19 protein-coding genes and 1 tRNA gene are annotated in these 21,123 nt (G+C 63.3%); 8 read left to right on the top strand and 12 right to left on the bottom strand.

Annotated elements, in window-relative coordinates; translation table 11 throughout:
- Positions 1-21: 21 nt before the first annotated feature.
- On the top strand, positions 22-849 hold the full coding sequence (locus ASD01_RS25055) for an alpha/beta fold hydrolase (protein ID WP_034802362.1): 828 nt from the start codon (positions 22-24) through the stop codon (positions 847-849).
- 48 nt (positions 850-897) lie between these two features.
- Here the strand turns inward: ASD01_RS25055 and metH are convergent, their stop codons facing one another.
- The 4 genes from metH to ASD01_RS25035 all read right to left on the bottom strand — a co-directional run bounded on the left by metH (position 898) and on the right by ASD01_RS25035 (position 7,394).
- A complete protein-coding gene (gene metH / locus ASD01_RS25050) occupies positions 898-4,668 on the bottom strand; it encodes a methionine synthase (RefSeq protein WP_034802365.1) in 3,771 nt (1,256 codons plus the stop codon).
- Between the two features lie 165 nt (positions 4,669-4,833).
- On the bottom strand, positions 4,834-5,988 hold the full coding sequence (locus ASD01_RS25045; RefSeq protein WP_034802367.1) for an AGE family epimerase/isomerase: 1,155 nt from the start codon (positions 5,986-5,988) through the stop codon (positions 4,834-4,836).
- A 9-nt stretch (positions 5,989-5,997) separates the two neighbouring features.
- Positions 5,998-6,492, bottom strand: a complete 495-nt coding sequence (locus tag ASD01_RS25040) for a heme-degrading domain-containing protein (RefSeq protein ID WP_034802370.1) — start codon at positions 6,490-6,492, stop codon at positions 5,998-6,000.
- Positions 6,493-6,497: 5 nt separating this feature from the next.
- Positions 6,498-7,394, bottom strand: a complete 897-nt coding sequence (locus ASD01_RS25035; RefSeq protein ID WP_034802372.1) for an ROK family protein — start codon at positions 7,392-7,394, stop codon at positions 6,498-6,500.
- Between the two features lie 252 nt (positions 7,395-7,646).
- Between ASD01_RS25035 and ASD01_RS25025 the strand changes: the two genes are divergently transcribed.
- Both ASD01_RS25025 and ASD01_RS25020 read left to right on the top strand, forming a co-directional pair.
- Positions 7,647-7,723: transfer RNA gene (locus tag ASD01_RS25025), tRNA-Arg, on the top strand.
- Positions 7,724-7,777: 54 nt separating this feature from the next.
- A complete protein-coding gene (locus ASD01_RS25020; RefSeq protein ID WP_234798714.1) occupies positions 7,778-8,314 on the top strand; it encodes a GNAT family N-acetyltransferase in 537 nt (178 codons plus the stop codon).
- A gap of 7 nt (positions 8,315-8,321) precedes the next feature.
- Here the strand turns inward: ASD01_RS25020 and ASD01_RS25015 are convergent, their stop codons facing one another.
- Complete coding sequence (locus tag ASD01_RS25015; RefSeq protein WP_034802377.1) at positions 8,322-9,224, bottom strand: LysR family transcriptional regulator; 903 nt, start codon at positions 9,222-9,224, stop codon at positions 8,322-8,324.
- Between the two features lie 112 nt (positions 9,225-9,336).
- Between ASD01_RS25015 and ASD01_RS25010 the strand changes: the two genes are divergently transcribed.
- Both ASD01_RS25010 and ASD01_RS25005 read left to right on the top strand, forming a co-directional pair.
- Positions 9,337-10,059: an SDR family NAD(P)-dependent oxidoreductase gene (locus ASD01_RS25010; protein ID WP_034802380.1), complete on the top strand. Its 723-nt coding sequence runs from the start codon at positions 9,337-9,339 to the stop codon at positions 10,057-10,059.
- A gap of 282 nt (positions 10,060-10,341) precedes the next feature.
- Positions 10,342-10,611, top strand: coding sequence for a hypothetical protein (locus tag ASD01_RS25005; protein WP_034802382.1), 270 nt, complete (start codon positions 10,342-10,344; stop codon positions 10,609-10,611).
- A gap of 40 nt (positions 10,612-10,651) precedes the next feature.
- Here ASD01_RS25005 and ASD01_RS25000 read toward each other — a convergent pair whose 3' ends face one another.
- The 3 genes from ASD01_RS25000 to ASD01_RS24995 all read right to left on the bottom strand — a co-directional run bounded on the left by ASD01_RS25000 (position 10,652) and on the right by ASD01_RS24995 (position 12,185).
- On the bottom strand, positions 10,652-11,020 hold the full coding sequence (locus ASD01_RS25000; RefSeq protein ID WP_034802384.1) for a VOC family protein: 369 nt from the start codon (positions 11,018-11,020) through the stop codon (positions 10,652-10,654).
- 126 nt (positions 11,021-11,146) lie between these two features.
- The gene (locus ASD01_RS36260) at positions 11,147-11,308 is read right to left on the bottom strand and encodes a Thivi_2564 family membrane protein (protein WP_089044368.1); all 162 of its coding nucleotides are present in this window, start codon (positions 11,306-11,308) and stop codon (positions 11,147-11,149) included.
- Positions 11,309-11,462: 154 nt separating this feature from the next.
- Positions 11,463-12,185, bottom strand: coding sequence for an META domain-containing protein (locus tag ASD01_RS24995; RefSeq protein WP_034802387.1), 723 nt, complete (start codon positions 12,183-12,185; stop codon positions 11,463-11,465).
- A gap of 209 nt (positions 12,186-12,394) precedes the next feature.
- Between ASD01_RS24995 and dxr the strand changes: the two genes are divergently transcribed.
- The gene (dxr, locus tag ASD01_RS24990; protein ID WP_034803071.1) at positions 12,395-13,570 is read left to right on the top strand and encodes a 1-deoxy-D-xylulose-5-phosphate reductoisomerase; all 1,176 of its coding nucleotides are present in this window, start codon (positions 12,395-12,397) and stop codon (positions 13,568-13,570) included.
- Between the two features lie 45 nt (positions 13,571-13,615).
- On the opposite strand, the gene hemA is transcribed toward dxr, so the two are convergent.
- The 4 genes from hemA to ASD01_RS24970 form a co-directional block, all read right to left on the bottom strand.
- Complete coding sequence (hemA, locus tag ASD01_RS24985) at positions 13,616-14,830, bottom strand: 5-aminolevulinate synthase (protein ID WP_034802389.1); 1,215 nt, start codon at positions 14,828-14,830, stop codon at positions 13,616-13,618.
- A 327-nt stretch (positions 14,831-15,157) separates the two neighbouring features.
- Positions 15,158-15,955 carry an FAD binding domain-containing protein gene (locus tag ASD01_RS24980; protein WP_034802393.1) on the bottom strand — a complete coding sequence of 266 codons (798 nt, stop codon included), beginning with the start codon at positions 15,953-15,955 and terminating at the stop codon, positions 15,158-15,160.
- A gap of 15 nt (positions 15,956-15,970) precedes the next feature.
- Positions 15,971-18,316 (bottom strand): xanthine dehydrogenase family protein molybdopterin-binding subunit, encoded by a 2,346-nt coding sequence (locus tag ASD01_RS24975; RefSeq protein ID WP_034802395.1) that lies wholly within the window; start codon positions 18,314-18,316, stop codon positions 15,971-15,973.
- Between the two features lie 99 nt (positions 18,317-18,415).
- Positions 18,416-18,904: a (2Fe-2S)-binding protein gene (locus tag ASD01_RS24970; protein ID WP_034802397.1), complete on the bottom strand. Its 489-nt coding sequence runs from the start codon at positions 18,902-18,904 to the stop codon at positions 18,416-18,418.
- Positions 18,905-19,334: 430 nt separating this feature from the next.
- Between ASD01_RS24970 and ASD01_RS24965 the strand changes: the two genes are divergently transcribed.
- Together ASD01_RS24965 and ASD01_RS24960 are read left to right on the top strand one after the other, a co-directional pair.
- Positions 19,335-19,592, top strand: a complete 258-nt coding sequence (locus ASD01_RS24965; RefSeq protein ID WP_034802400.1) for a glycine zipper domain-containing protein — start codon at positions 19,335-19,337, stop codon at positions 19,590-19,592.
- 221 nt (positions 19,593-19,813) lie between these two features.
- Positions 19,814-21,043, top strand: a complete 1,230-nt coding sequence (locus ASD01_RS24960) for an MFS transporter (protein ID WP_034802403.1) — start codon at positions 19,814-19,816, stop codon at positions 21,041-21,043.
- Positions 21,044-21,123 lie beyond the last annotated feature (80 nt).

Here is a 21,123-nt window from a genome sequence, read left to right as displayed (position 1 = left end):
TTGGCAGCGGAGGCCGCATGCATGGAACACAGCGATGACAACCTTGCGGCCTTCGCCGAGCATGGCGCAACGCCCCTGCCCGCGGCAACGGTTGAAGGCCGTGTCGAGCGTGACGGCGCACGAATCTGGTATGCGACCTATGGATCGGGCGAACCGGTTATCCTCTTGCACGGCGGCCTTGGCCACAGCGGCAACTGGGGCTTTCAAGTCCCGGCCCTGCTTGACACTGGCCACCGCGTCATCCTGATCGACAGCCGCGGCCATGGCCGCAGCACCCGCGACCGAAAGCCCTACACCTACGAACTGATGGCGGCGGACGTGCTTGCCGTGATGGACAGGCTGGATATTCAGAAGGCCGCCTTTGCCGGCTGGAGCGATGGCGCCTGCATCGCACTTACCCTCGCCTCACAGACGCCGGAACGCGTCAGCGGCGTCTTCTTCTTCGCCTGCAACATGGACCCGAGCGGAACGAAGGACATCGAGCCGAGCCCGGTGCTCGACCGCTGCTTTAGCCGTCATGCCGAAGACTACCGCGCGCTGTCGGCGACGCCGGACGATTTCAGCGCCTTCGTCGACGCCGTCAGCGAAATGCAGAGAACCGAGCCGAACTACACGGCAGAAGATCTCGGCAAGATCCGCGTGCCGGTCGTGATCGTCCAAAGCGAAAACGACGAGTTCATCAAACACGAGCATGCTGACCATCTCGCCCGCAGCATTCCCGGCGCCGCGTTCATCCTTCTCGACGGCGTCAGCCACTTCGCCCCGCTGCAGCGGCCCGACCGCTTCAATGCCGCGCTCACGGCTTTCCTTGTCGCACTCGAAGACGAGCCCAAAGGCGACGCGCAATGACGGCAGTGACGAGCCCTTGTCGGCTCGTCATCACGCCCTCCAGCGACGCTACTCGGCCGCTTCGGTCTCCGGCATCGGCACGTAGTTGAGGATCGGCGACAGCCAGCGCTCGACCTCGCGCACCGGCATGCGTTTACGTGTCGCATAGTCCTCGACCTGGTCGCGCTCGACCTTGGCGACACCGAAATAATAGGCTTCGGGATGGCCGATGTAGAGGCCGGAAACCGACGAACCCGGCCACATCGCATAGCTCTCGGTGAGGCTGACGCCGATCGTTGCTTCTGCGTCAAGCAGCCGGAAGAGCGTTGCCTTTTCAGTGTGATCGGGCTGGGCCGGATAACCCGGCGCCGGGCGGATGCCGGCATAGGGCTCCCCAATCAGCTCCACGGGCGTAAACGTCTCGTCCGCCGCATAACCCCAGAGTTCGGTGCGCACATATTCATGCATGCGCTCGGCAAAGGCCTCGGCGAAACGATCGGCCAGCGCCTTCACCATGATCGAGGAGTAATCGTCGTTGGCGCGCTCGAACCGCTCGGCGATCGCCACTTCCTCGATGCCGGCTGTGACAACGAAACCGCCGACATAGTCGTTGGAGCAGCTATCAACAGGCGCGACGAAGTCGGAAAGGGCCACGTTCGCACGGCCATCGCGCTTGCTGAGTTGCTGGCGCAGCGTGAAGAAGGTCGCAAGTTCAGCGGCCCGATCCTCTCCGGTAAAGAGCCGGATATCGTCGCCGACCGTGCCCGCCGGCCAGAAGCCGACGACCGCCTTCGGCGCGAACCACTTCTCCTCGATGATCTTTTTCAGCATCGCCTGTGCATCGTCGAACAACTGGCGGGCAGCCGCACCTTGCGCCTCGTCGTCGAGGATCTTCGGATAGACGCCCTTCAGCTCCCAGGTCTGGAAGAACGGCGTCCAGTCGATATATCGGGCGAGTTCGGCCAGGTCCCAGCTCTCGAACACGCGGCTGCCGAGGAAGGACGGGGCTTTTGCCTGGTAGCTCGACCAGTCAATCCGATGCTGATTGGCGCGTGCCTGCGACAGGGGAAGGCGGCGCTTTTCCGCCTCGTTGCGCGCATGCGCGTCGGCGACCTTGCGATATTCCGCCCGAACCGTCTCCATGTAATTGTCGCGCGCTTCGGGCGAGAGCAAGCTCGATACGACGCCGACCGCGCGGCTGGCATCGGTGACATAGACCGTCTGGCCGCGGTCGTAGCGCGGATTGATCTTGACGGCAGTGTGCACGCGGCTGGTGGTCGCGCCGCCGATCAGCAGCGGTACATCGAAGCCTTCGCGCTCAAGCTCTGAGGCGACATGCACCATTTCATCCAGTGAGGGCGTGATCAGGCCGGAGAGGCCGATGATGTCGACCTTCTGCTCGCGCGCCACTTCGAGGATCTTCGCCGAGGGCACCATGACGCCGAGATCGATGATCTCGTAATTGTTGCAGGCCAACACGACGCCGACGATGTTCTTGCCGATGTCGTGCACGTCGCCCTTGACCGTCGCCATCAGGATCTTGCCGGCACTTTCGCGCGCCTCGCCGCCATTGGCGAGCTTTTCCGCCTCCATGTGCGGCAAGAGCACGGCGACCGCCTGCTTCATAACGCGTGCGGATTTGACCACCTGCGGCAGGAACATCTTGCCCGAACCGAAGAGGTCGCCGACGACGTTCATGCCGGCCATCAGCGGGCCTTCGATGACATGCAGCGGCCGCGCTGCCTCAAGCCGAGCCTCCTCGGTATCAGCCTCGATGTACTCGGTGATGCCATTGACCAGCGCATGTTCGAGGCGCTTTGCCACCGACCATTCGCGCCAGGAAAGATCCTTCTCGCGGCCCTGCGAGCCGCCCTGTCCGCGATAGCGCTCAGCGATCTCCAGCATGCGCTCGGTCGAATCGGCGCGGCGGTTGAGCACCACGTCCTCGCAGGCCTCGCGCAGATCGGCATCGATGGCGTCATAGACGGCGAGCTGGCCGGCGTTGACGATGCCCATGTCCATGCCCGCCTGGATGGCGTGGTAGAGGAACACCGCGTGCATTGCCTCGCGCACCGGCTCGTTGCCGCGGAACGAGAAGGAGAGGTTGGAGACGCCGCCCGACACATGGACGTGCGGCAGCGTCTTGATGATCTCGCGCGTCGCCTCGATGAAGTCGACACCGTAGTTGTTGTGTTCCTCGATGCCCGTCGCCACGGCGAAGATGTTCGGATCGAAGATTATGTCTTCGGGCGGGAAGCCCGCCTGTTCCGTCAGGAGCTTGTAGGCGCGTGTGCAGATCTCGATCTTGCGCGCCTGGGTGTCGGCCTGGCCGACCTCGTCGAAGGCCATGATGACGACGGCGGCACCGTAGGCGCGGCAAAGCCTGGCGTGATGCAGGAACGCCTCTTCGCCTTCCTTCATCGAGATGGAATTGACCAGCGGCTTGCCCTGAACGCATTTCAGGCCCGCCTCGATCACTTCCCACTTCGACGAATCGATCATCACGGGAACGCGGGCGATATCGGGTTCGGAGGCGACGAGGTTCAAGAACTCGATCATCGCCTGCTTCGAATCGATCAGGCCCTCGTCCATGTTGATGTCGATGATCTGGGCGCCGTTCGCCACCTGGTCGCGCGCGACGTCGAGAGCGGCCGAATAATCGCCGGCAGTGATCAGCTTGCGGAACTTCGCCGAGCCAGTGACGTTGGTGCGCTCGCCGACGTTGACGAAGGGAATGTCGGAGGTGAGCGTGAAGGGCTCCAGCCCGGAGAGCCGCATCAGCGGCTCGACCTTGGGGATCTCGCGCGGCGGATGCTTGGCAACGGCCTTGGCGATCGCGCTGATATGGGCCGGCGTCGAGCCGCAGCAGCCGCCGACAATGTTGAGCAGCCCGTCGCGCGCAAAGGCTTCCACCTGGGCGGCCATCTGCTCCGGCGTTTCGTCGTACTGGCCGAACTCGTTCGGCAGGCCGGCATTGGGATAGGCGCAGACGAAGGTATCGGCAACGCTTGAAAGTTCGTCGATGTGGGCGCGCATCGCATTGGCGCCGAGCGCGCAGTTGAGCCCGATGGTGAAAGGCTCGGCATGGCGCACCGAGTGCCAGAAGGCGGTCGGCGTCTGGCCGGACAGGGTGCGGCCCGAGAGGTCGGTGATCGTGCCGGAGATCATGACCGGCAGGTCGATACCCTTCTCCGCAAAGACTTCCTTGGTCGCGAAGATCGCCGCCTTGGCGTTCAGGGTGTCGAAGATAGTCTCGATCAGAATGATGTCGGCGCCGCCGTCGATCAGACCGCGGATCTGTTCGGCATAGGCGACGCGCAAATCGTCGAAGGTGACGGCGCGATAACCGGGATTGTTGACGTCGGGCGAAATCGACGCCGTGCGGTTCGTCGGCCCGAGCGCGCCGGCGACGAAACGGCGGCGACCGTCTGCGGCTTCGGCCCGCTTGGCCGCGCGCCGAGCCACTCGGGCACCATCGCGGTTGAGATCATAGACCATGTCGTCCATGCCGTAATCGGCCTGGGCGATGCGGGTCGAAGAGAACGTGTTGGTTTCAAGGATATCCGCGCCGGCGATCGCATAGGCGTAATGGATGTCCTCGATCGCCTTCGGCTGGGTCAGCGTCAGAAGGTCGTTGTTGCCCTGTTGATGACAGGCGCAGCCGCCGAATCGGTCGCCGCGGAAATGCTGCTCGACAAAGCCGAGCTGCTGGATCTCCGTGCCCATCGCGCCATCCATGATCAGGATGCGTTCGCGCGCAGCCTGGGCCAGCGCCCGCTTGATCTCGGAGCCATCCGGCTTGGAGGAAACATCGCCGAAAAGGGCGTCGATGGCGGACATGGGAAATCTCCCGTTCTGAAAACGACAAACACTAGGGCAAGTCAATCACATAAAGATATCTTTATGTCAACATATGCAGCAATCACATTTACCCCTCGGAGCAAAGAAAATGGCCCGCCGCAATCGCGACGGGCCTTAACGAAAGCGATACTCTGGATCGGCAAATCAGATCCGGGCTAGGCAGTCCTCGGTTTCATAAATGGCGCAGAGGATATGGTAGAAGCTGCTCGCCGGCGCCGGCTCCTCGACGAAGGTGCCGTCGGCCTTCTGCTTGTCGCGCCAAAGGCCCCCAACCGGCGTCGCCAGAAACGTCTGAAGGGCCGCCGCTGCTCGCGCGGCCGAAGCAAGATAACGCTCGCGCTCGGCACCATTGGTGAGTGCGGCAAAGCGGACGGCCGCCTTCAGCCACTCGGTCTGCGGCCAAAGCCGCGCGATCGGATCGGCCACCGACAGATCGTCGAGAAGCGTCATGATCGCGACGTTGCGGTTCGCGCAGATGCCGTGGGCCTCACCGATATCGAACAGCCGCCGGGCCTTGACGATCGCCTCGGCGCTGCCGCGGCGCTCCGCCCAGCGCAAAAGCAGCCACGCCCATTCGAACAGATGTCCAGGCTCGACGATCCGGCCCTTTTCGCCTGCCATCGGCGCCCAGTCGTGATCGAAGAATTCGCGCAGCACACCGCTCTCGGCATCGATGAAATAATCCATCGCCAGATGCGCGATTTCGTCGGCGAGGTTCGCCCAGCCAACCCGATCGAAGCCCTCGACCGTCTCGCTCGCCAGGCACGCCTCAAAAAGATGCATATGCGGATTGGAGCAGAGCGGCAGGCGCGAGGGATTGTCTTCCTCGAAGCCGGCGACCGGATGCTTGACATGCGCCTCGATCCGCGAGCGAAGGTCATTGCTGCGCTCGATCATCTCGGCCTTGCGGGCCGGCACGACCTCGCCCAGATAGGCGAAGGCAAGCAGCGCGAAGGCCTGGTTGTAGAGGTCAAAGGACGGATCGAGCAGAATGCCGTCGGCATCGGCGAGCGCGCCGTAAAAGCCGCTCGGCTGCTTGAAAATGCGATCGAAATAGGCAAGCCCGCCTTCGGCGGCACCGCGCCAATCACCGGACCAGCCGCGCCGCCCGGCCTCGGCGAAACAGTAGACCTGCCGCGGCTGAACGCGTGCACGCCGGTTGGCGCGGGTCGGCTCGCCTGCCATATCGATCGTCTCGACGAAGCCGCCTGAATGATCGACACCCTTGTCGCGCCAGAGCGGCAGGGCCTTGTCTGCCAGCCAATCCGACAGCACGCGTGATCGCGAAATTATATCCAATGCCAATTCTCAGTCCTCGAGCTTCAAGGCGCCATGATCCTTGCCGAGCAGGGCCGAGAGCGCTTCGACCACCATGTTGTGGTCCTCGCGTTGCGGCAGGCCGGATACGGTGACGGCACCGATACAGCCGGTACCTTTGACGACGATCGGGAAGCTGCCACCGTGCGCCGCATAATCCGCATCGGCAAGGCCGAGCTTGGCCTGCAGATTGGTCTGCGCCTTGGCCAGCTCGCGGCCGGTGGCATAGCTGCTCTTGAACAGGCGGAACACGGTGTTGCGCTTGCGGCGCACCCAGTTCGGATTATCCGGCGTCGCCCCGTCGAGCGCGGCATAGAACACCTGCATCGAGAAGAGCGTGATGTCGATGACGACGCCAAGCTTGCGCTCGGCCGCCATCTTGCGCAGCAGTGAGCCAAGCTCCCACGCCGCATCGAGATCGAAGCGCTCGAACTGCAATTCCTGTTCCTGCCGCGCGATGCGGGCGAGGTCCTTGTCGATATTCATGGGGGTCAGTCCTTCCAGAGCCAGGCCGCACCGCGCACGCCGGAGCTGTCACCGTGCAGGGCCTTGCGGATGGGGGTTTCGAACGTGTCGCCGAAGAGGTAGTTGACCACCCGTGGCGGCACGTCCTGGTAGATCTCGTCGACATTCGACATGCCGCCGCCAAGCACGTAGACATCCGGGTCGACGATGTTGGTGAGCAGTGCCAGGCTGCGCGCCAGCCGGTCGACGAAGCGCTCATAGACGCCCGTTGCAACCAGATCGCCCGCCCGCTTCGCCTCGATGATATCGCGCCCGCGCTTCTCGACGCCGGTCGTCAGGCGATAGTCGAGCTCGACACCCGTGCCGCAGGCATACATGTCGAGGCAACCGTGCTTGCCGCACCAGCATTTGTGGCCAGGATATTCGTCCTGCGTCATCCAGGGCAGCGGATAATGGCCGATCTCGGCGGCAACGCCCTGGTAGCCGGCGTGCACCTTCTTGTCGATCGCAAGGCCGCCGCCATGGCCAGTGCCGACGATAACGCCGAAGACCACATGCTCATTCTTGCCGGCGCCATCGACCGCCTCCGAGACCGCCAGGCAATTGGCGTCGTTGGCAAGCCGGACCGGGCGGCCAAGCGCCGTTTCGAGGTCACGCCCAAGGGGCTTGCCATTGATCAGCACCGCATTGGAATTGCGCACGATTCCGGTGCGCGGATTGGGACTGCCGGGAATGCCGATGCCGATCGAGCCCTGTTCGCCCGCCGTCTGCTCGGCGGCAGCAACGAGATCGAGAACGGCGCGGATGCAATCGTCATAGCCGCTGGTCGGGGTCGAGACGCGATGACGGGCGCGTGTTTCGCCATCGCGGCCAAGCGCGATGACTTCCATTTTCGTGCCGCCCCAATCTATTCCGATGAACATATGTGGATCAGGTCTCTGATGAAGGACTCAATGGGGAGCGCCAGCTTCCTCGGGCCGGCGCTTGCTTTGCTTAGCATTCGGAGGACATGGAAGACCAGCCCCCGTTTCATCGTCGTTTTCAAGCCTGCCGGTCCGCGTCGGGACACCACCCGGACGAGACCACCCAAGCTCGCCGCCGCCTGCATTTCCTCGGGCACGCACGCGAAAACACTTGGCGAAGAGCCCTTGCTTTTGTATGGGTGCTATTCAAGTGGTCCCGTAGCTCAGCAGGATAGAGCACCAGATTCCTAATCTGGGGGTCCCGCGTTCGAATCGCGGCGGGATCACCATTCTCCAAGACCCCCCTTAATCGAATTGGACGCGGCGCACGCCGTGCTGACGCCGTGGATGACAGCAAAGCAACCCCCTCCGGAGAAAACACGGTTCATCTGCTCGTGACCTATATGGAAATGCTCGAACGTCCGGCGGACGATGCGTTTCCGGCACCGATCGCGCAAGCGGTGGTCGCGTCCGAACGTCCGGATGCCGCTGCGTTTCTTTCGCTCTATCGCGCCGTCGGCGAACCGTTGCGCTGGGATCAGCGGCTGCGCATGCCGACGGCCGATCTCGACAACTTTCTCAGAAGCGCCTCCACGATCCTCTACATCCTCCGGCTGGATGGCCGCGCAGTCGGGCTCTGTGAATTCGACCGCGCCGATACCGAGGATGTCGAGCTCACCCATTTCGGCCTGATCCCGGATGTTTACGGCCAAAGGCTGGGGCCATTTCTGCTCGATAGCGCGCTGCGCGCCGTCTGGGACCGAGGTGCAAACCGGATCTGGCTACATACGGACGAATGGGATCACCCGAAGGCGCAGGCTACCTATCGCCGCGCCGGCTTCAGCGCCTTTGCGCAGAAGCTCGAGGAGATCATGCCCTAACGCACGCTCACCGAAGCGGCTGCCACGCCGGGCCGCGCCAGGCTTTGAGTTCCTGCAGAAACACCTGCAGCCGCGATGGCAGGAAGCGCCGCGTCGGATAGACCGCATGCACAAAGACATCCGGCGCGGACCATCCCGGAAGCACGCGCAGAAGCTTGCCGCTCGCAAGCAGGCTGTCGCAGAAGATCGGCGGGAGCCGGCCGATGCCGTGGCCGCGCTCGGTCATGGCACTCGCCGACTGGATATCGTGGACCGACACCGCCCCGGTCACACGCAGGCTGGCCGCTTCGCCACCCTTTACCAGATGCCATTCGGCCTCGTTGCCCCGGGCATTGACCAGGACACAGCGGTGGCCACTCAGGTCTTCGGGTCGCGATGGGGTGCCATGTTTGTCGAGATAGCCGGGTGCGGCCACCAGGAAATGGGTGCTTCGACCCAAACGCTGCGCGACAAGCGACGAATCGCGCAAGTCTCCGAACCGCACTGCGACGTCGATGTTTTCGGCAACGAGGTCCATGAACATATTGGTGACGAGCAGATCGACCTCGATCTCGGGATACGTCTTCAGAAATGCGGACAGGAAATCAAAGAAGGGCGGCTGCCCGAGGGTCATGGGAACGGTGACCCGCAGCAACCCCTCCGGTCTTCTCTGCGCCTCGCTCAGCACCCGCTCCGCGTCGCGAAGCTGCTTCAGCGGTTCGCCGCATTCCGCATAATAGGCGCGCCCCTGCGCCGTGAGACTGAGCTTGCGCGTCGTGCGCTGGATGAGCGTGACGCCCAGTTGCTCCTCGAGCGCCGTGACCTTGCGGCTGACGGTGGAGACCGGCATGCCGAGCGAACGTGCCGCCCGGCTGAAACTCTCGAATTGGGCAACGGCCGCAAAGACCGCGATATCGTTCAGATCGACCATGGGAAGATTTTTGCATCGTTGGAAAAGTAATTCCAGATATTTCCGCCTAATCGCACAATCTGGCAGCAGCCATATTGATCTCACCGAAACCGTCCATCCACGGAGAGATCAGATGACAAACAAAGTCGCCATCATCACCGGTGCATCCCAGGGCATCGGCGCGGGCCTCACAAACGCTTTTCTGGCAGAGGGCTACAGCGTCGTCGCAACCTCGCGCAATGTCAGCCAATCGCGCGAAATCACCGAATCGGACCGGCTGGCCCGGGTCGACGGCGATATCGGCGATCCGGAGACGGCGAAACGCGTGGTCGAAACCGCGATCGCCCGGTTCGGCTCGATCGACGCGCTCGTCAACAATGCCGGCATCTTCTTCACCAAGCCCTTCGTCGACTACACCGCCGAAGACTACCGGCAGCTGAGCGCCACCAACATCGAGGGATTCCTCCACACGACCCAGCTTGTGATCAAGCAGATGCTTTCGCAGAAAAGAGGCGGCAGCATCGTCAGCATCACGACACCCCTTGCCGACAGACCGATTGCAGGCATGAACGCTTCGGTCGCCATGCTGACCAAGGGCGGCATCAACGCGATCTCGAAGAACATCGCCATGGAATACGCAAGGGACGGAATCCGCGTCAACGTCGTGGCCCCCGGTGTCGTCGACACGCCGCTCCACAAGGACAACCCGCGGGATTTCCTGAACACGCTCTCGCCGATGCACAGCATTTCCAGCGTGGCCGAGATCGCGGATGCCGTCCTGTTCCTGACCAGGGCGCCGCGCATAACCGGGGAGGTGCTGAACGTGGACGGCGGCGCGCATCTGGGCAAATGGTAGAGTGGGAGCGCCCGTTGCTGGCGCAGAGCAGCGCAGGGGAAAAGAAACGCGCTGACGTCATGCGCCTGTCACGAACGACAGCTAAACAACACTCACATCTTCCTGATGACCACGGATGAACTGGCATCGACGGAAGGTGATGAGGAAGGTCGGGTTTGCCCCGGCCTTTTTTGTTGGGCCGGTCCCGTTCCTTCGATCACGATCGCAAGGTTGCCGCGCTGGGCGGCTGGCTTGACAGGAGATGCAGTCTGCCTGACGGTGCGCGCATGACGGGAGGACACCATGGGTAAGCTTCTGCAAATCATCGGCATCGTCATCATCCTGGCCGCTCTGGCCGCCGCGATCGCGCTGCTCGTTGCCGATCCGGCAACGGCGCAGCTTCGGGCGCTCGTCATGCTCCCTTGGGCCTTGAGCGCGATCCTGAGCGGCATACTTCTCGCGGCTTTCGGCTCGATGCTGCGGCAGCTCAGCGCGATCCGCGCTGCGACCGAGCGTCAGGCCGCCCTGTTCCAGGCCATCCTTGACCGCAGAGCGCCGACGGCCGCGCAATAAGCGTTGCTATCCGCGTTCGGTCCACCAAAACCTGATGATTTCAATCATCGGGCCTGCACACGCGCAGCCGATGGCCATCCGGGTCAAGCGCGACGAAGGTGCGGCCGAAGACCGCCGTCTTCAGCTCCTGCTCGATCGTGATCCCTTTGCTGCGCCATTCCGCATAAAGGCGCTCGACCTCGACATCGTCCTTCACCATGAAGGCGACTTCAGAGCGGTGACCGCTTCCCGACGAAACGAAATCCCGTGCACCGGTGGACCAGAGACTGAACGTCAGCCCGTTTTCGAGTTGGAAGGCGACATAGGTCGGGAAGGATGCAACAGGTTCGCGTCCAAGCAGGCCGGTATAGAAGGCAGCGCTTCCGGTTGGGTCTTCGACATAGAGCAGGATGAGGTTCGGTGACAGCATCGTCGGGTCTCCTTTTCGATGCCCGGACCCTAGGCACTGCCGCTGTCAGATCCTGTCAGCATCAACCGGACAGCCAAAGGCCGCCGGGCCTTGCGATCCGGCGGCCTTTGGCTGGAAGGCGACACATCAGAAGACGGCGAGATATTTCAACAGAGAGATGATGCCGATGATGATGACGATGATCTGGACGATCTGCTTGGCGCGCGCGTCGAGCGGCAGACGCTGGACGAGATAGAGCACCAGCACGATGACGAGGAAGGTAATCAGAATTCCGATAAGCAGCCCCATGGAACACTCCCATTTTCACACAACAGCGCCGCGATGGCGTCGGGATTGTAACTAGGACGCGAAGGAAAAAGTTCCAATCGAGGCGACAACTTATGCCACTCGTTCACCCAGGCGCAGGCCGAGCCTGGTGTTTCCGCTCAGGCGAGAAGCCGGCTCAGGATGCCGGCTTGCAGGCGGTTCCCCGATCCTCGTCGCCTTTGGTGGCATCATACAGCGTTGCTTCCTCGCCCTTCGTCCACCAGACATATTGCCCGCCGGCATATTTGGCTCCGGACGCAGCTATCACGTTTGAGGCGACGACGAATGTGCCGTCGATGGTGAAGGTCACCAGCGAAACCGGGCCGGCATTGATGTATTCCGCCTCGATCGCCTTGCCGCCGCAGTCGTAGCGGACCGATTGCCGGTCCACCGCATCGGCGCCGGGAACGCGGATCGTCACGTCGGCGCCTCCAGACGCTGCCGTCATAGACGCCAGTTTCAGGGCGATGCCGCCGCCGGCCTTGCCAAGCACGAGCTTCGATCCTTCCACCGACCAGGAAAGCTCGTTGCTGAGCGCCTTGAGGAACTTCTGCTCCTGGTTCATCACCGCGGGCACGCACATCTTGCGTGTCGATGCCGCCGGGCCGAAGGTGATCTTCGAGCCGGAGAGACTGAAAGTACCGGTGAAATGGTTGCAGCCGGCCATGCCGCCATAGGTCCCGTCCTCGCGGATCTCCAGGGTCGACTGGAGATTGTCGATGACCCCACCCCCACCGATATCTTCGGCAAGCCAGGTGGCGACGAGCTGCGGCGGCACGTTTTCCGCCGCAACCGGCTGCATCGATGCCATTTCGATCGCGACACAGGCGCAGGAAACGGCGGTTATGATTTTCAGCATCGCGAACTCCTCCGGACCCCGACTCAAGGCACCCAATTCTTAGCCTGCGGACGAGACGGAATGAAGACCGCACCCTTGTTGCCGGCGGATTTCGCCTGTAGAGCCTAGCAAACAACATAAAAGACTCGGATCGATCTCGTGAAGATCATGCGCCCGCGGCGAAGGCTCAGCCGGGCATTCCGTCCGAAAAGAAGAACATGGGTATTGGCATGGCATCCCACGACAGTGCGAAGCGCCGACTGACGATCCTCGGCTCGACCGGTTCGATCGGCACCAACACGCTCGACGTTATCGAGCGCCTTGGCGGCCGTGAGCGCTTCGACGTCGTCGCCGTCACCGGCAACGGCAACATTCCCCTGCTCGCCGAGCAGGCCGTGAAAGTTCGCGCCGAACTCGCCGTCACCGCCAACGATAGCCAGTACGAAAACCTGAAGGCCGCGCTCGCCGGCACCGGCATTCAGGTTGCCGCCGGCAAGAGCGGCCTGATCGAGGCGGCCGAGCGCAACGCGGACTGGGTGATGGCGGCGATTGTCGGCAATGCCGGCTTGGCGCCGACGCTTGCCGCGGCCCGCCGCGGCGCCGACATCGCGCTTGCCAACAAGGAGTGCCTGGTTTCCGCCGGCAGTCTGTTCATCGACGCGGTGAAGAAAGGCGGCGGTCGGCTGCTTCCGGTCGACAGCGAACACAATGCCATCTTCCAGGTTCTGGAAGAACACCAGCGCCATGCGGTCGAGCGTATCATCCTGACCGCTTCCGGCGGCCCGTTCCGCACCAAGTCGCTGGAAGAAATGCGTCACGTGACGGCGGACGTGGCGCGCGCCCATCCGAACTGGTCGATGGGGCTGAAAATCTCGATCGACAGCGCCTCTATGTTCAACAAGGCGTTGGAGATGATCGAGGCAAAGCACCTCTTCGCGCTCGAACCCGCGCAGGTCGAGGTGATCGTGCACCCGCAGTCGGTGATCCACTCGATGGTCGGCTATACCGACGGATCGGTGCTCGCCCAGCTCGGCTGCCCGGACATGCGCACCGCCATCGGCTATGCGCTCTCCTATCCGAGCCGCTGCAGCCTGCCGATCGAGCGGCTCGATTTCGCCAAGCTGTCGCGCCTCGATTTCGAGGCGCCGGACGAAGTGCGCTTCCCTGCCATCCGCCTGGCGCGGCGCGCCATGGTCGAAGGCGGCGTGCAGGGTGCGGTCCTCAACGGCGCCAAGGAAACCGCGCTCGACGCGTTCATCGCCGGCCGCACCGGCTTTCTCGCCATGGCAGAGATCGTCGAAAAGGTCATGGACAAGCTTGCCGACCTGCCGGCGGCCGCAACGATGGACGACGTCTTTGCCGCCGACGAAAAAGCCCGGCACTTGGCGGCCGGGCTGCTTCGGTAATTCAGAGCTTTCTGACCGGCGCGCATGGCGCCGGCAAGATTGGCCTTACGCGACAGCGCGGGCCAGCGCACAGCGCGACCACAGCGAATGCAGCGCGCCGACGAGATGGTCGATGTCGGCATCCGAATGGAGCGGCGTCGGGGTGATGCGCAGGCGCTCGGTCTTCTTCGGCACCGTCGGATAGTTGATCGGCTGCACGTAGACGCCGAAATTGTCGAGCAGGAGATCCGAGATCCACTTGCACTTGGCAGCGTCGCCAACCATGACCGGCACGATATGGCTCGGGTTCGGCATGTGCGGAATGCCGCGCTGGTCGAGCAGCGAGCGCAGACGACGCACACGCTCCTGGTGCGCGAAACGTTCGACCTGGCTTTCCTTCAGGTGGCGGATCGAGGCGAGCGCACCGGCGGCAAGCGTCGGCGGCAGCGCCGTCGTGAAGATGAAGCCGGAGGCAAACGAGCGGATGAAGTCGCAGAGTGCGGCTGAGCCGGTGATGTAGCCGCCCATCACGCCGAAAGCCTTGCCGAGCGTGCCTTCGATCACCGTCAGGCGGTGCATCAGGCCTTCGCGCTCGGCAATGCCGCCGCCGCGCGGACCGTACATGCCGACCGCATGCACTTCGTCGAGATAGGTCATGGCGCCGTACTTGTCGGCGAGGTCGCAGAATTCCTTGATCGGCGCGATGTCGCCATCCATCGAATAGACGGACTCGAAAGCGATGAGCTTCGGCGCACGCGGATCGGCGGCAGCGAGCTTGGCCTCGAGGTCAGCGACCGAATTATGCTTGAAGATGACGCGTTCGCACTTGGAGTGACGGATCCCCTCGATCATCGAAGCGTGATTCCCGGCGTCCGAGAAGACGATAACACCGGGAATCTTGGAACAGAGCGTTCCGAGCGCGGCCCAGTTGGACACGTAGCCCGAAGTAAAGAGCAGCGCCGATTCCTTGCCATGCAGGTCCGCGAGCTCGCGCTCAAGCAGGACGTGGTAATGGTTGGTACCGGAAATGTTGCGGGTGCCGCCGGCGCCGGCGCCGCATTCGTCGATGGCGCGCTTCATCGCCTCGGTGACGACAGAATGCTGGCCCATGCCGAGATAGTCGTTCGAACACCAGACGGTGACTTCCTGAACGCCTTCAGCCGTATGGCGCGCGGCCTTCGGGAATTGGCCGCGATGACGGGCGAGGTCTGCGAAAACCCGGTAGCGGCCTTCCTGATGCAGCCCGTCCAGCTCGTTCTTAAAGAAATTCTCGAAATCCATCATTTTCTCCAGTGCCCGGCCGCTTTCTTCAATCAAAGCGACCTGGGGTCAACCTCGGAATGCCCGGCATCTGCCAACTGCGGCAAAAGGCCCTTGACGCGCTGCCTTCCCAGCGAGTGCATCCGAGATGATCTAGCATTTTTGAGCCTGAGCATCTTCGCTGCTTTCACTGAAACCGTTTCAACGGGAACAGCCCTAGTTTTGAAACATTCCAAAGAAAGCCTTAGTGCATGTTCATCACGTCAAGCTTGATCGAAGTCAAGCAAGGATGAAAAAAGGACGGCCGAAGCCGCCCTTTTTCGATGTTGGTGTGACGGCGAAGGCTGGTCATGCCGCCGCAACGGCGCGTTTGGCCATGACCTTCACCAGATTGGCGCGATAGGCCGCATCCGCGTGAATGTCGGAGAGCAGCTCCGAGGCATCGACGCTAATATTGCCAAGCGCATCCGGCGTCCAGTTGGCAGCAAGGGCTGCCTCCATCTCCGCCTGACGGAAAACGCCATTTGCGCCCGCACCCGTGACCGCGACCCGGACCTCGCCATTGTCGCGCTTGGCGACGAAGACACCGGTCATCGCGTAGCGCGAGGCCGGGTTGGCGAACTTCTGGTAGGCGGCCTTTGCCGGGGCGTCGAAGCTGACCGCGACGACGATCTCGCTGTCTTCCAGCGCCGTTTCGAACAGACCGGTGAAGAAATCGTCGGCCGCGATCTCCCGCCGGTTGGTCACGATCGTCGCGCCGAGCCCGAGCATCGCTGCCGGATAATCCGCCGCCGGATCGTTGTTGGCGATGGAGCCGCCGATCGTGCCCATGTGTCGCACATGCGGATCGCCGATATGGCTGGCAAGGCTGCAGATCGCCGGACAGACGGCTTTGAGCGCCGCCGACGAGGCGACGTCATAATGGGTCGTGGCCGCGCCGATCCGCACGGATCGGCCGTTGACTGAGATGCCCTGCATCTCGGCGATGTGCCGAAGGTCGATCAGATCGCTCGGCGACGCCAGCCGCTGTTTCATCGTCGGAATGAGGGTCATGCCGCCGGAGACGTACTTGCCTTCGCCGGCCGCATCCATTCGGCTGACGGCGTCCTGAACCGAGGACGCCCGGTGATATTGGGTCTCGTACATGAGGTGTCCTCCCGTTCACTTGGCCGCGTGCGCCGCCGCCCACACCTTCTGCGGTGTCGCCGGCATGGTAAGTGCGTTGTTGCCAATGGCATCTGTGATGGCGTTGATCAGCGCCGGTGGCGAGCCGATGGCGCCGGCCTCGCCGCAGCCCTTGATGCCCAGCGGATTGTTCGGGCAGGGCGTGTTCGAGGTCGAGACCTGGAATGACGGCAGATCGTCGGCGCGCGGCATGGCGTAATCCATGTAGCTCGCCGTCAGCAGCTGGCCGGATGGGTCGTAGTGCACGCCCTCGAGCAGCGCCTGGCCGATGCCCTGGGCAATGCCGCCATGCACCTGTCCCTCGACGATCATCGGGTTGATGATGTTGCCGAAGTCGTCGGCCGCGACAAACTGGATGATCTTGGTTCGGCCCGTTTCCGGATCGACCTCCACCTCGCAGATGTAGCAGCCGGCCGGGAAGGTGAAGTTGGCAGGGTCGTAGAAGGCCCCTTCCTTCAACCCCGGCTCCATGCCGGCCGGCAGATTGTGGGCGGTATAGGCGGCAAGCGCCATCTGGAACCACGGCACGGCCTTATCGGTGCCGGCGACCTTCAGTTCGCCGTTTTCGATGACGATGTCGCTTTCGTCCGCTTCCATCAGATGTGCGGCGATCTTCTTCGCCTTGGCTTCGACCTTGTCGAGCGCCTTGACGACGGCCGACATGCCGACGGCACCGGAACGAGAACCATAGGTGCCCATGCCCATCTGCACCTTGTCGGTATCGCCATGCACGATGTTGACGCTGTCGATCGGCACACCGAAGCGGTCGGCGACAAGCTGGGCAAAGGTCGTCTCGTGGCCCTGGCCATGGCTGTGCGAGCCGGTCAGGACCTCGATCGTACCGACGGCGTTGACCCGCACTTCGGCCGATTCCCAAAGACCGACGCCAGCACCGAGCGAACCCACCGCTGCCGACGGTGCGATGCCGCAGGCCTCGATGTAACAGCTCATGCCGATGCCGCGCTTCATGCCGCGACCGGCGGCTTCCGCCTTGCGACCGGCAAAGCCGTTCCAGTCGGCCGCCTTCATCGCCGCTTCGAGCGAAGCGTCGTAGTCGCCGGCGTCATAGTTCATGATGACAGGCGTCTGGTGCGGGAAGGAGCGGATGAAATTGACCCGACGCAATTCGGCAGGCGAGACGCCGAGTTCGCGGGCCGCCGTCTCCATCGTGCGTTCCAAGAGATAGGTCGCCTCCGGCCGCCCGGCACCGCGATAGGCGTCGACGGGCGCGGTGTTGGTATAGACGGTGCGCACATTCGCATGGATCGCCGGGATGTCGTACTGCCCGGAGAGCAGCGTCGCATAGAGATAAGTCGGCACCGCCGAGGAGAACAGCGACATGTAAGCGCCGAGATTGGCGATCGTATCGACCTTGAGCCCGATGATGCGATTGTTGGCGTCAAAGGCCATCTTCACCTTCGACACATGGTCGCGACCATGCGCATCGGTGAGGAACGCTTCGGTGCGGTCCGACGTCCATTTGACCGGCACGCCGGTGCGCTTCGACGCCCAGAGACAGACGATCTCCTCCGGATAGATGTAGATCTTCGAGCCGAAGCCGCCGCCGACATCGGGCGCGATCACCCGCAGCTTGTTTTCCGGCGCGACATTATAGAAGGCGCTCATCACCAGCCGCGCCACATGCGGGTTCTGGCTGGTCGTGTAGCAGGTATAGTGGTCGTCTCCGGCGTCGTAGATGCCGAGCGCCGCACGCGGCTCCATCGGGTTGGGCGAAAGCCGGTTGTTGTGGATGGTGATTTCGGTGACATGCGCCGCAGCGCCGATCGCCTTGTCGGTCGCCGCTTCGTCGCCGATCTGCCAGTCGAAGATCAGGTTACCAGGCGCTTCCGGGTGAAGCTGCGGCTGTCCCGCCTCAAGCGCCTTTGAGGCGTCGATTACGACGGGAAGCTCCTGGTATTCGACGACGACGGCTTCGGCAGCATCACGCGCCTCGGCGACGCTGTCGGCAACGACGATCGCCACAGCATCGCCGACGTATCGCACGGTCTCGTGCGCGAGCGGCCGCCAGGCGCCCATCTTCATCGGCGATCCGTCCTTGGAATGGATCATCCAGCCGCAGATCAGGTTGCCGATACCATCGGCGAGCAACTGCTTGCCGTCGAGCACGCCGATCACGCCTGGCATGCCGATCGCCGCCGACCCGTCGACTTTGAGGATCTTCGCATGCGCATGCGGGCTGCGCACGAACACCGCATATTTCATCCCCGGCACGGACATGTCGTCCGTATAGCGGCCCTTGCCGGTCAGGAACCGCTTGTCCTCCTTGCGCGCCACGCGCGCGCCAATGCCTTCAACGCCCATTGCCTATCTCCTCCCGAGATATCCAGCGACAGTCCCGACGGCCATGCATCGGTCCTGAGTGACATGCGTCAGGGGCGAGATCCCGCCCCCGTTCTGCCGCTATTCTGCGGCCACACGGGCGCCGCTCATCTCGGCGGCGGCGGCAAGGATCGCTTTCACGATGTTGTGGTAACCGGTGCAACGACAGATGTTGCCTTCGAGCTCGGCGCGCACCGTCGCCTCGTCCAATTGACCCTGATGCCTGCGGATCATGTCGACGGCCGTCATCACCATGCCGGGCGTGCAGAAGCCGCATTGCAGGCCGTGATTGGCCTTGAAGGCCGCCTGCACCGGATGCAGTTCGCCATCGGCCGCCAGCCCTTCGATGGTGGTGATCGTAGAGCCTGCGGCTTGCGCGGCGAGGATGGAACAGCTCTTGACCGACTTTCCGTCCATATGGATGACGCAGGCGCCGCACTGCGAGGTATCGCAGCCGACATGGGTGCCGGTCAGTCCGAGATTTTCGCGTATGAATTGCACCAGCAATGTGCGGTCGTCGCAATGACCGCTCACCTGACGGCCGTTGACCGTCATTGTTACTTTCGCCATTTCGCTCCTCCGGGGTCGGTCAATGCCAACACGAGCGCGGCCGGAAAGTCGGGTGAGATGGTTCACGCGACTAGGGTACGCGCCAACTGATATCGATGCCCGTCGCCCACGGATCCGCTCCTCCGGATTTTCGCAGGCTTGTTTGTATCATTTGTCTTTTTTTGGAATGCCGCAACCGCCCCTGCCCGCCGAACGACAAAATTTTTCCACGCCGGTTGTGCCGAAGGGAACTGCCTTCATGTCCCGTTCAGGAACGATATCATTATCTTGCCGGCAGGAAGAAACCGCAGCGCTCCCGTAGACTTTCGATGGGGACCGCGTATTTTCCGAACCGCAAGTTCCGGTGGAGCGGGATGTTCCCGGCTTCGCCATCATCCACGGGACGGACTGAGCGATAGGCTTGAGATCCGTAGACATCGGAGAGAACAACATGAAGAAAGCCATCGCACTTGTGCTGGTCGCCCTGGCGGTCGCAAGCTGCACCCAGACGGAAAAGGGCGCCGGCATCGGTGCCGTTTCCGGCGCGATCATCGGCGGCGCTGTTACCGGCGACGTCCGTGGCGCTGCAGTCGGCGCGGCAATCGGCGGTGTTTCCGGCGCAGTCATCGGCAACGTCACCGAGCAGCCCGGCCAGTGCTACTATCGCGACCGCTACGGCCGCCGCTACATCGACTCCTGCCCGCGCTAAGGCGACAGGCAGCCTGCCGTCGGCTGCAGCTTGAGCCGCCCGACGGTCTGGTTTGATGTTTCCCCCTCACGGCTGACCGCCCTGAGGGGGTTTTTCGTTGCGGCAACCGCATCCTCTGCCGCACACAACGCGCAGCGGCCAACGAAGGCGCCGAAATCGGGTGGCAACCGCCGAAGCAATCTCGTCTGCTGACCTCGACGTTTCATGATCGAGGTTCTTCCATGCCAAACCCACCACGCGACACCCTGCCACCGGCCTTCAAGCGCATCGGCTGGTCCAACCTGTTCGCACAGTTTTCCGAGCAGATGGCGCTGGCCGCCGCTCCGCTCGCCGCCGTGCTTCTGCTCGCCGCAGGCCCTGCGGAAACCGGATGGCTGCAGATGGCGCAGACGCTGCCATTCCTTCTGCTCTCCATTCCCGCCGGTCTCGTTGCCGACCGCGCATCGCGGCGCAGGCTGATGGTCTCCTCGGAAATGCTGCGCGCGCTGTCGCTGGTTGCCACGCTGTTGCTGATGCTCGGCGGCCTGCTGTCGCTGCCGCTGCTCGCCGTCATGGGCTTCGTCGGCGCCATTGGCACGGTCTGCTACAATGTCGCCGCCCCAGCCCTGGTGCCGGCGATCGTGCCCCGTCACCAACTCGCCGACGCCAATCGCTGGCTGGAGCTCGCCCGCAGTCTCGCCTATTCCGGCGGACCGGCGATCGGCGGCGCGATCGTCGCATGGACCGGCGCATCGCTCGCCTATGTCGCCGCCACATCCCTGTCCCTTCTCTCTGTCGTCCTGCTCGCCGGCCTTGGCGACCAGCAGCAACCGACCGCTCCCAGGCGCAACCTCCTTCAGGATCTCGCCGAAGGCGCCCGGTTCCTGGGCGGCCACCCGCTGCTCAGGCCCATTCTGGTGACCGCCATCGTCTTCAACACGGCCTGGTTCGTGCTGCAGGCGGTCTATGTCGCCTATGCCATTCAGACCCTCGGGCTGACGGCGACCGGCGTCGGCATCACGCTTGGCATCTATGGCGCCGGCATGATGATCGGCGCCTTCGCAGCCCCCGCCATTGCGCGCCGGATCCCCTTCGGCCTGATGATCGCCCTCGGCCCGCTCGGCGGGTTGACGGCTGCGGCCGTGATGCTCTCGACCATCTGGATTCCCTCAGGCGCCCTTGCCGGTCTGAGCTTCTTCCTGTTCGGCGCCGGCCCGGTGCTCTGGTCGATCGCCACGCTCACTTTGCGGCAGGCCGTCACCCCCAATGCGATGCTCGGGCGCGTATCGGCCTTCATCACCACCGCCACCTTCGGCGCCCGGCCGATCGGTGCAGCGCTCGGCGCCGTCGTCGCCACACGCTTCGGCGTCGAGGCGTGCCTTGCCGTCGCAGCGGTCGGTTTCCTCATCCAGTTCCTCGTCATCATCGCTTCCGGCGTACCGCAATTGCGGGCGCTGCCCGAGGCCGCGTAGCGGCTCGATACAGCGGACAAGGCGGCATTTAAGCCTCCCAAAAGGCGCAGCGCCCTGCTGGTTGTCGGCGGTGGTTGTGC

Source organism: Ensifer sp. Root423, assembly GCF_001426275.1.
Lineage (GTDB): Bacteria > Pseudomonadota > Alphaproteobacteria > Rhizobiales > Rhizobiaceae > Ensifer > Ensifer adhaerens.
The sequence above is the reverse complement of the archived record's forward strand: the minus strand, read 5'-3'. Positions and strand labels throughout refer to the sequence as shown.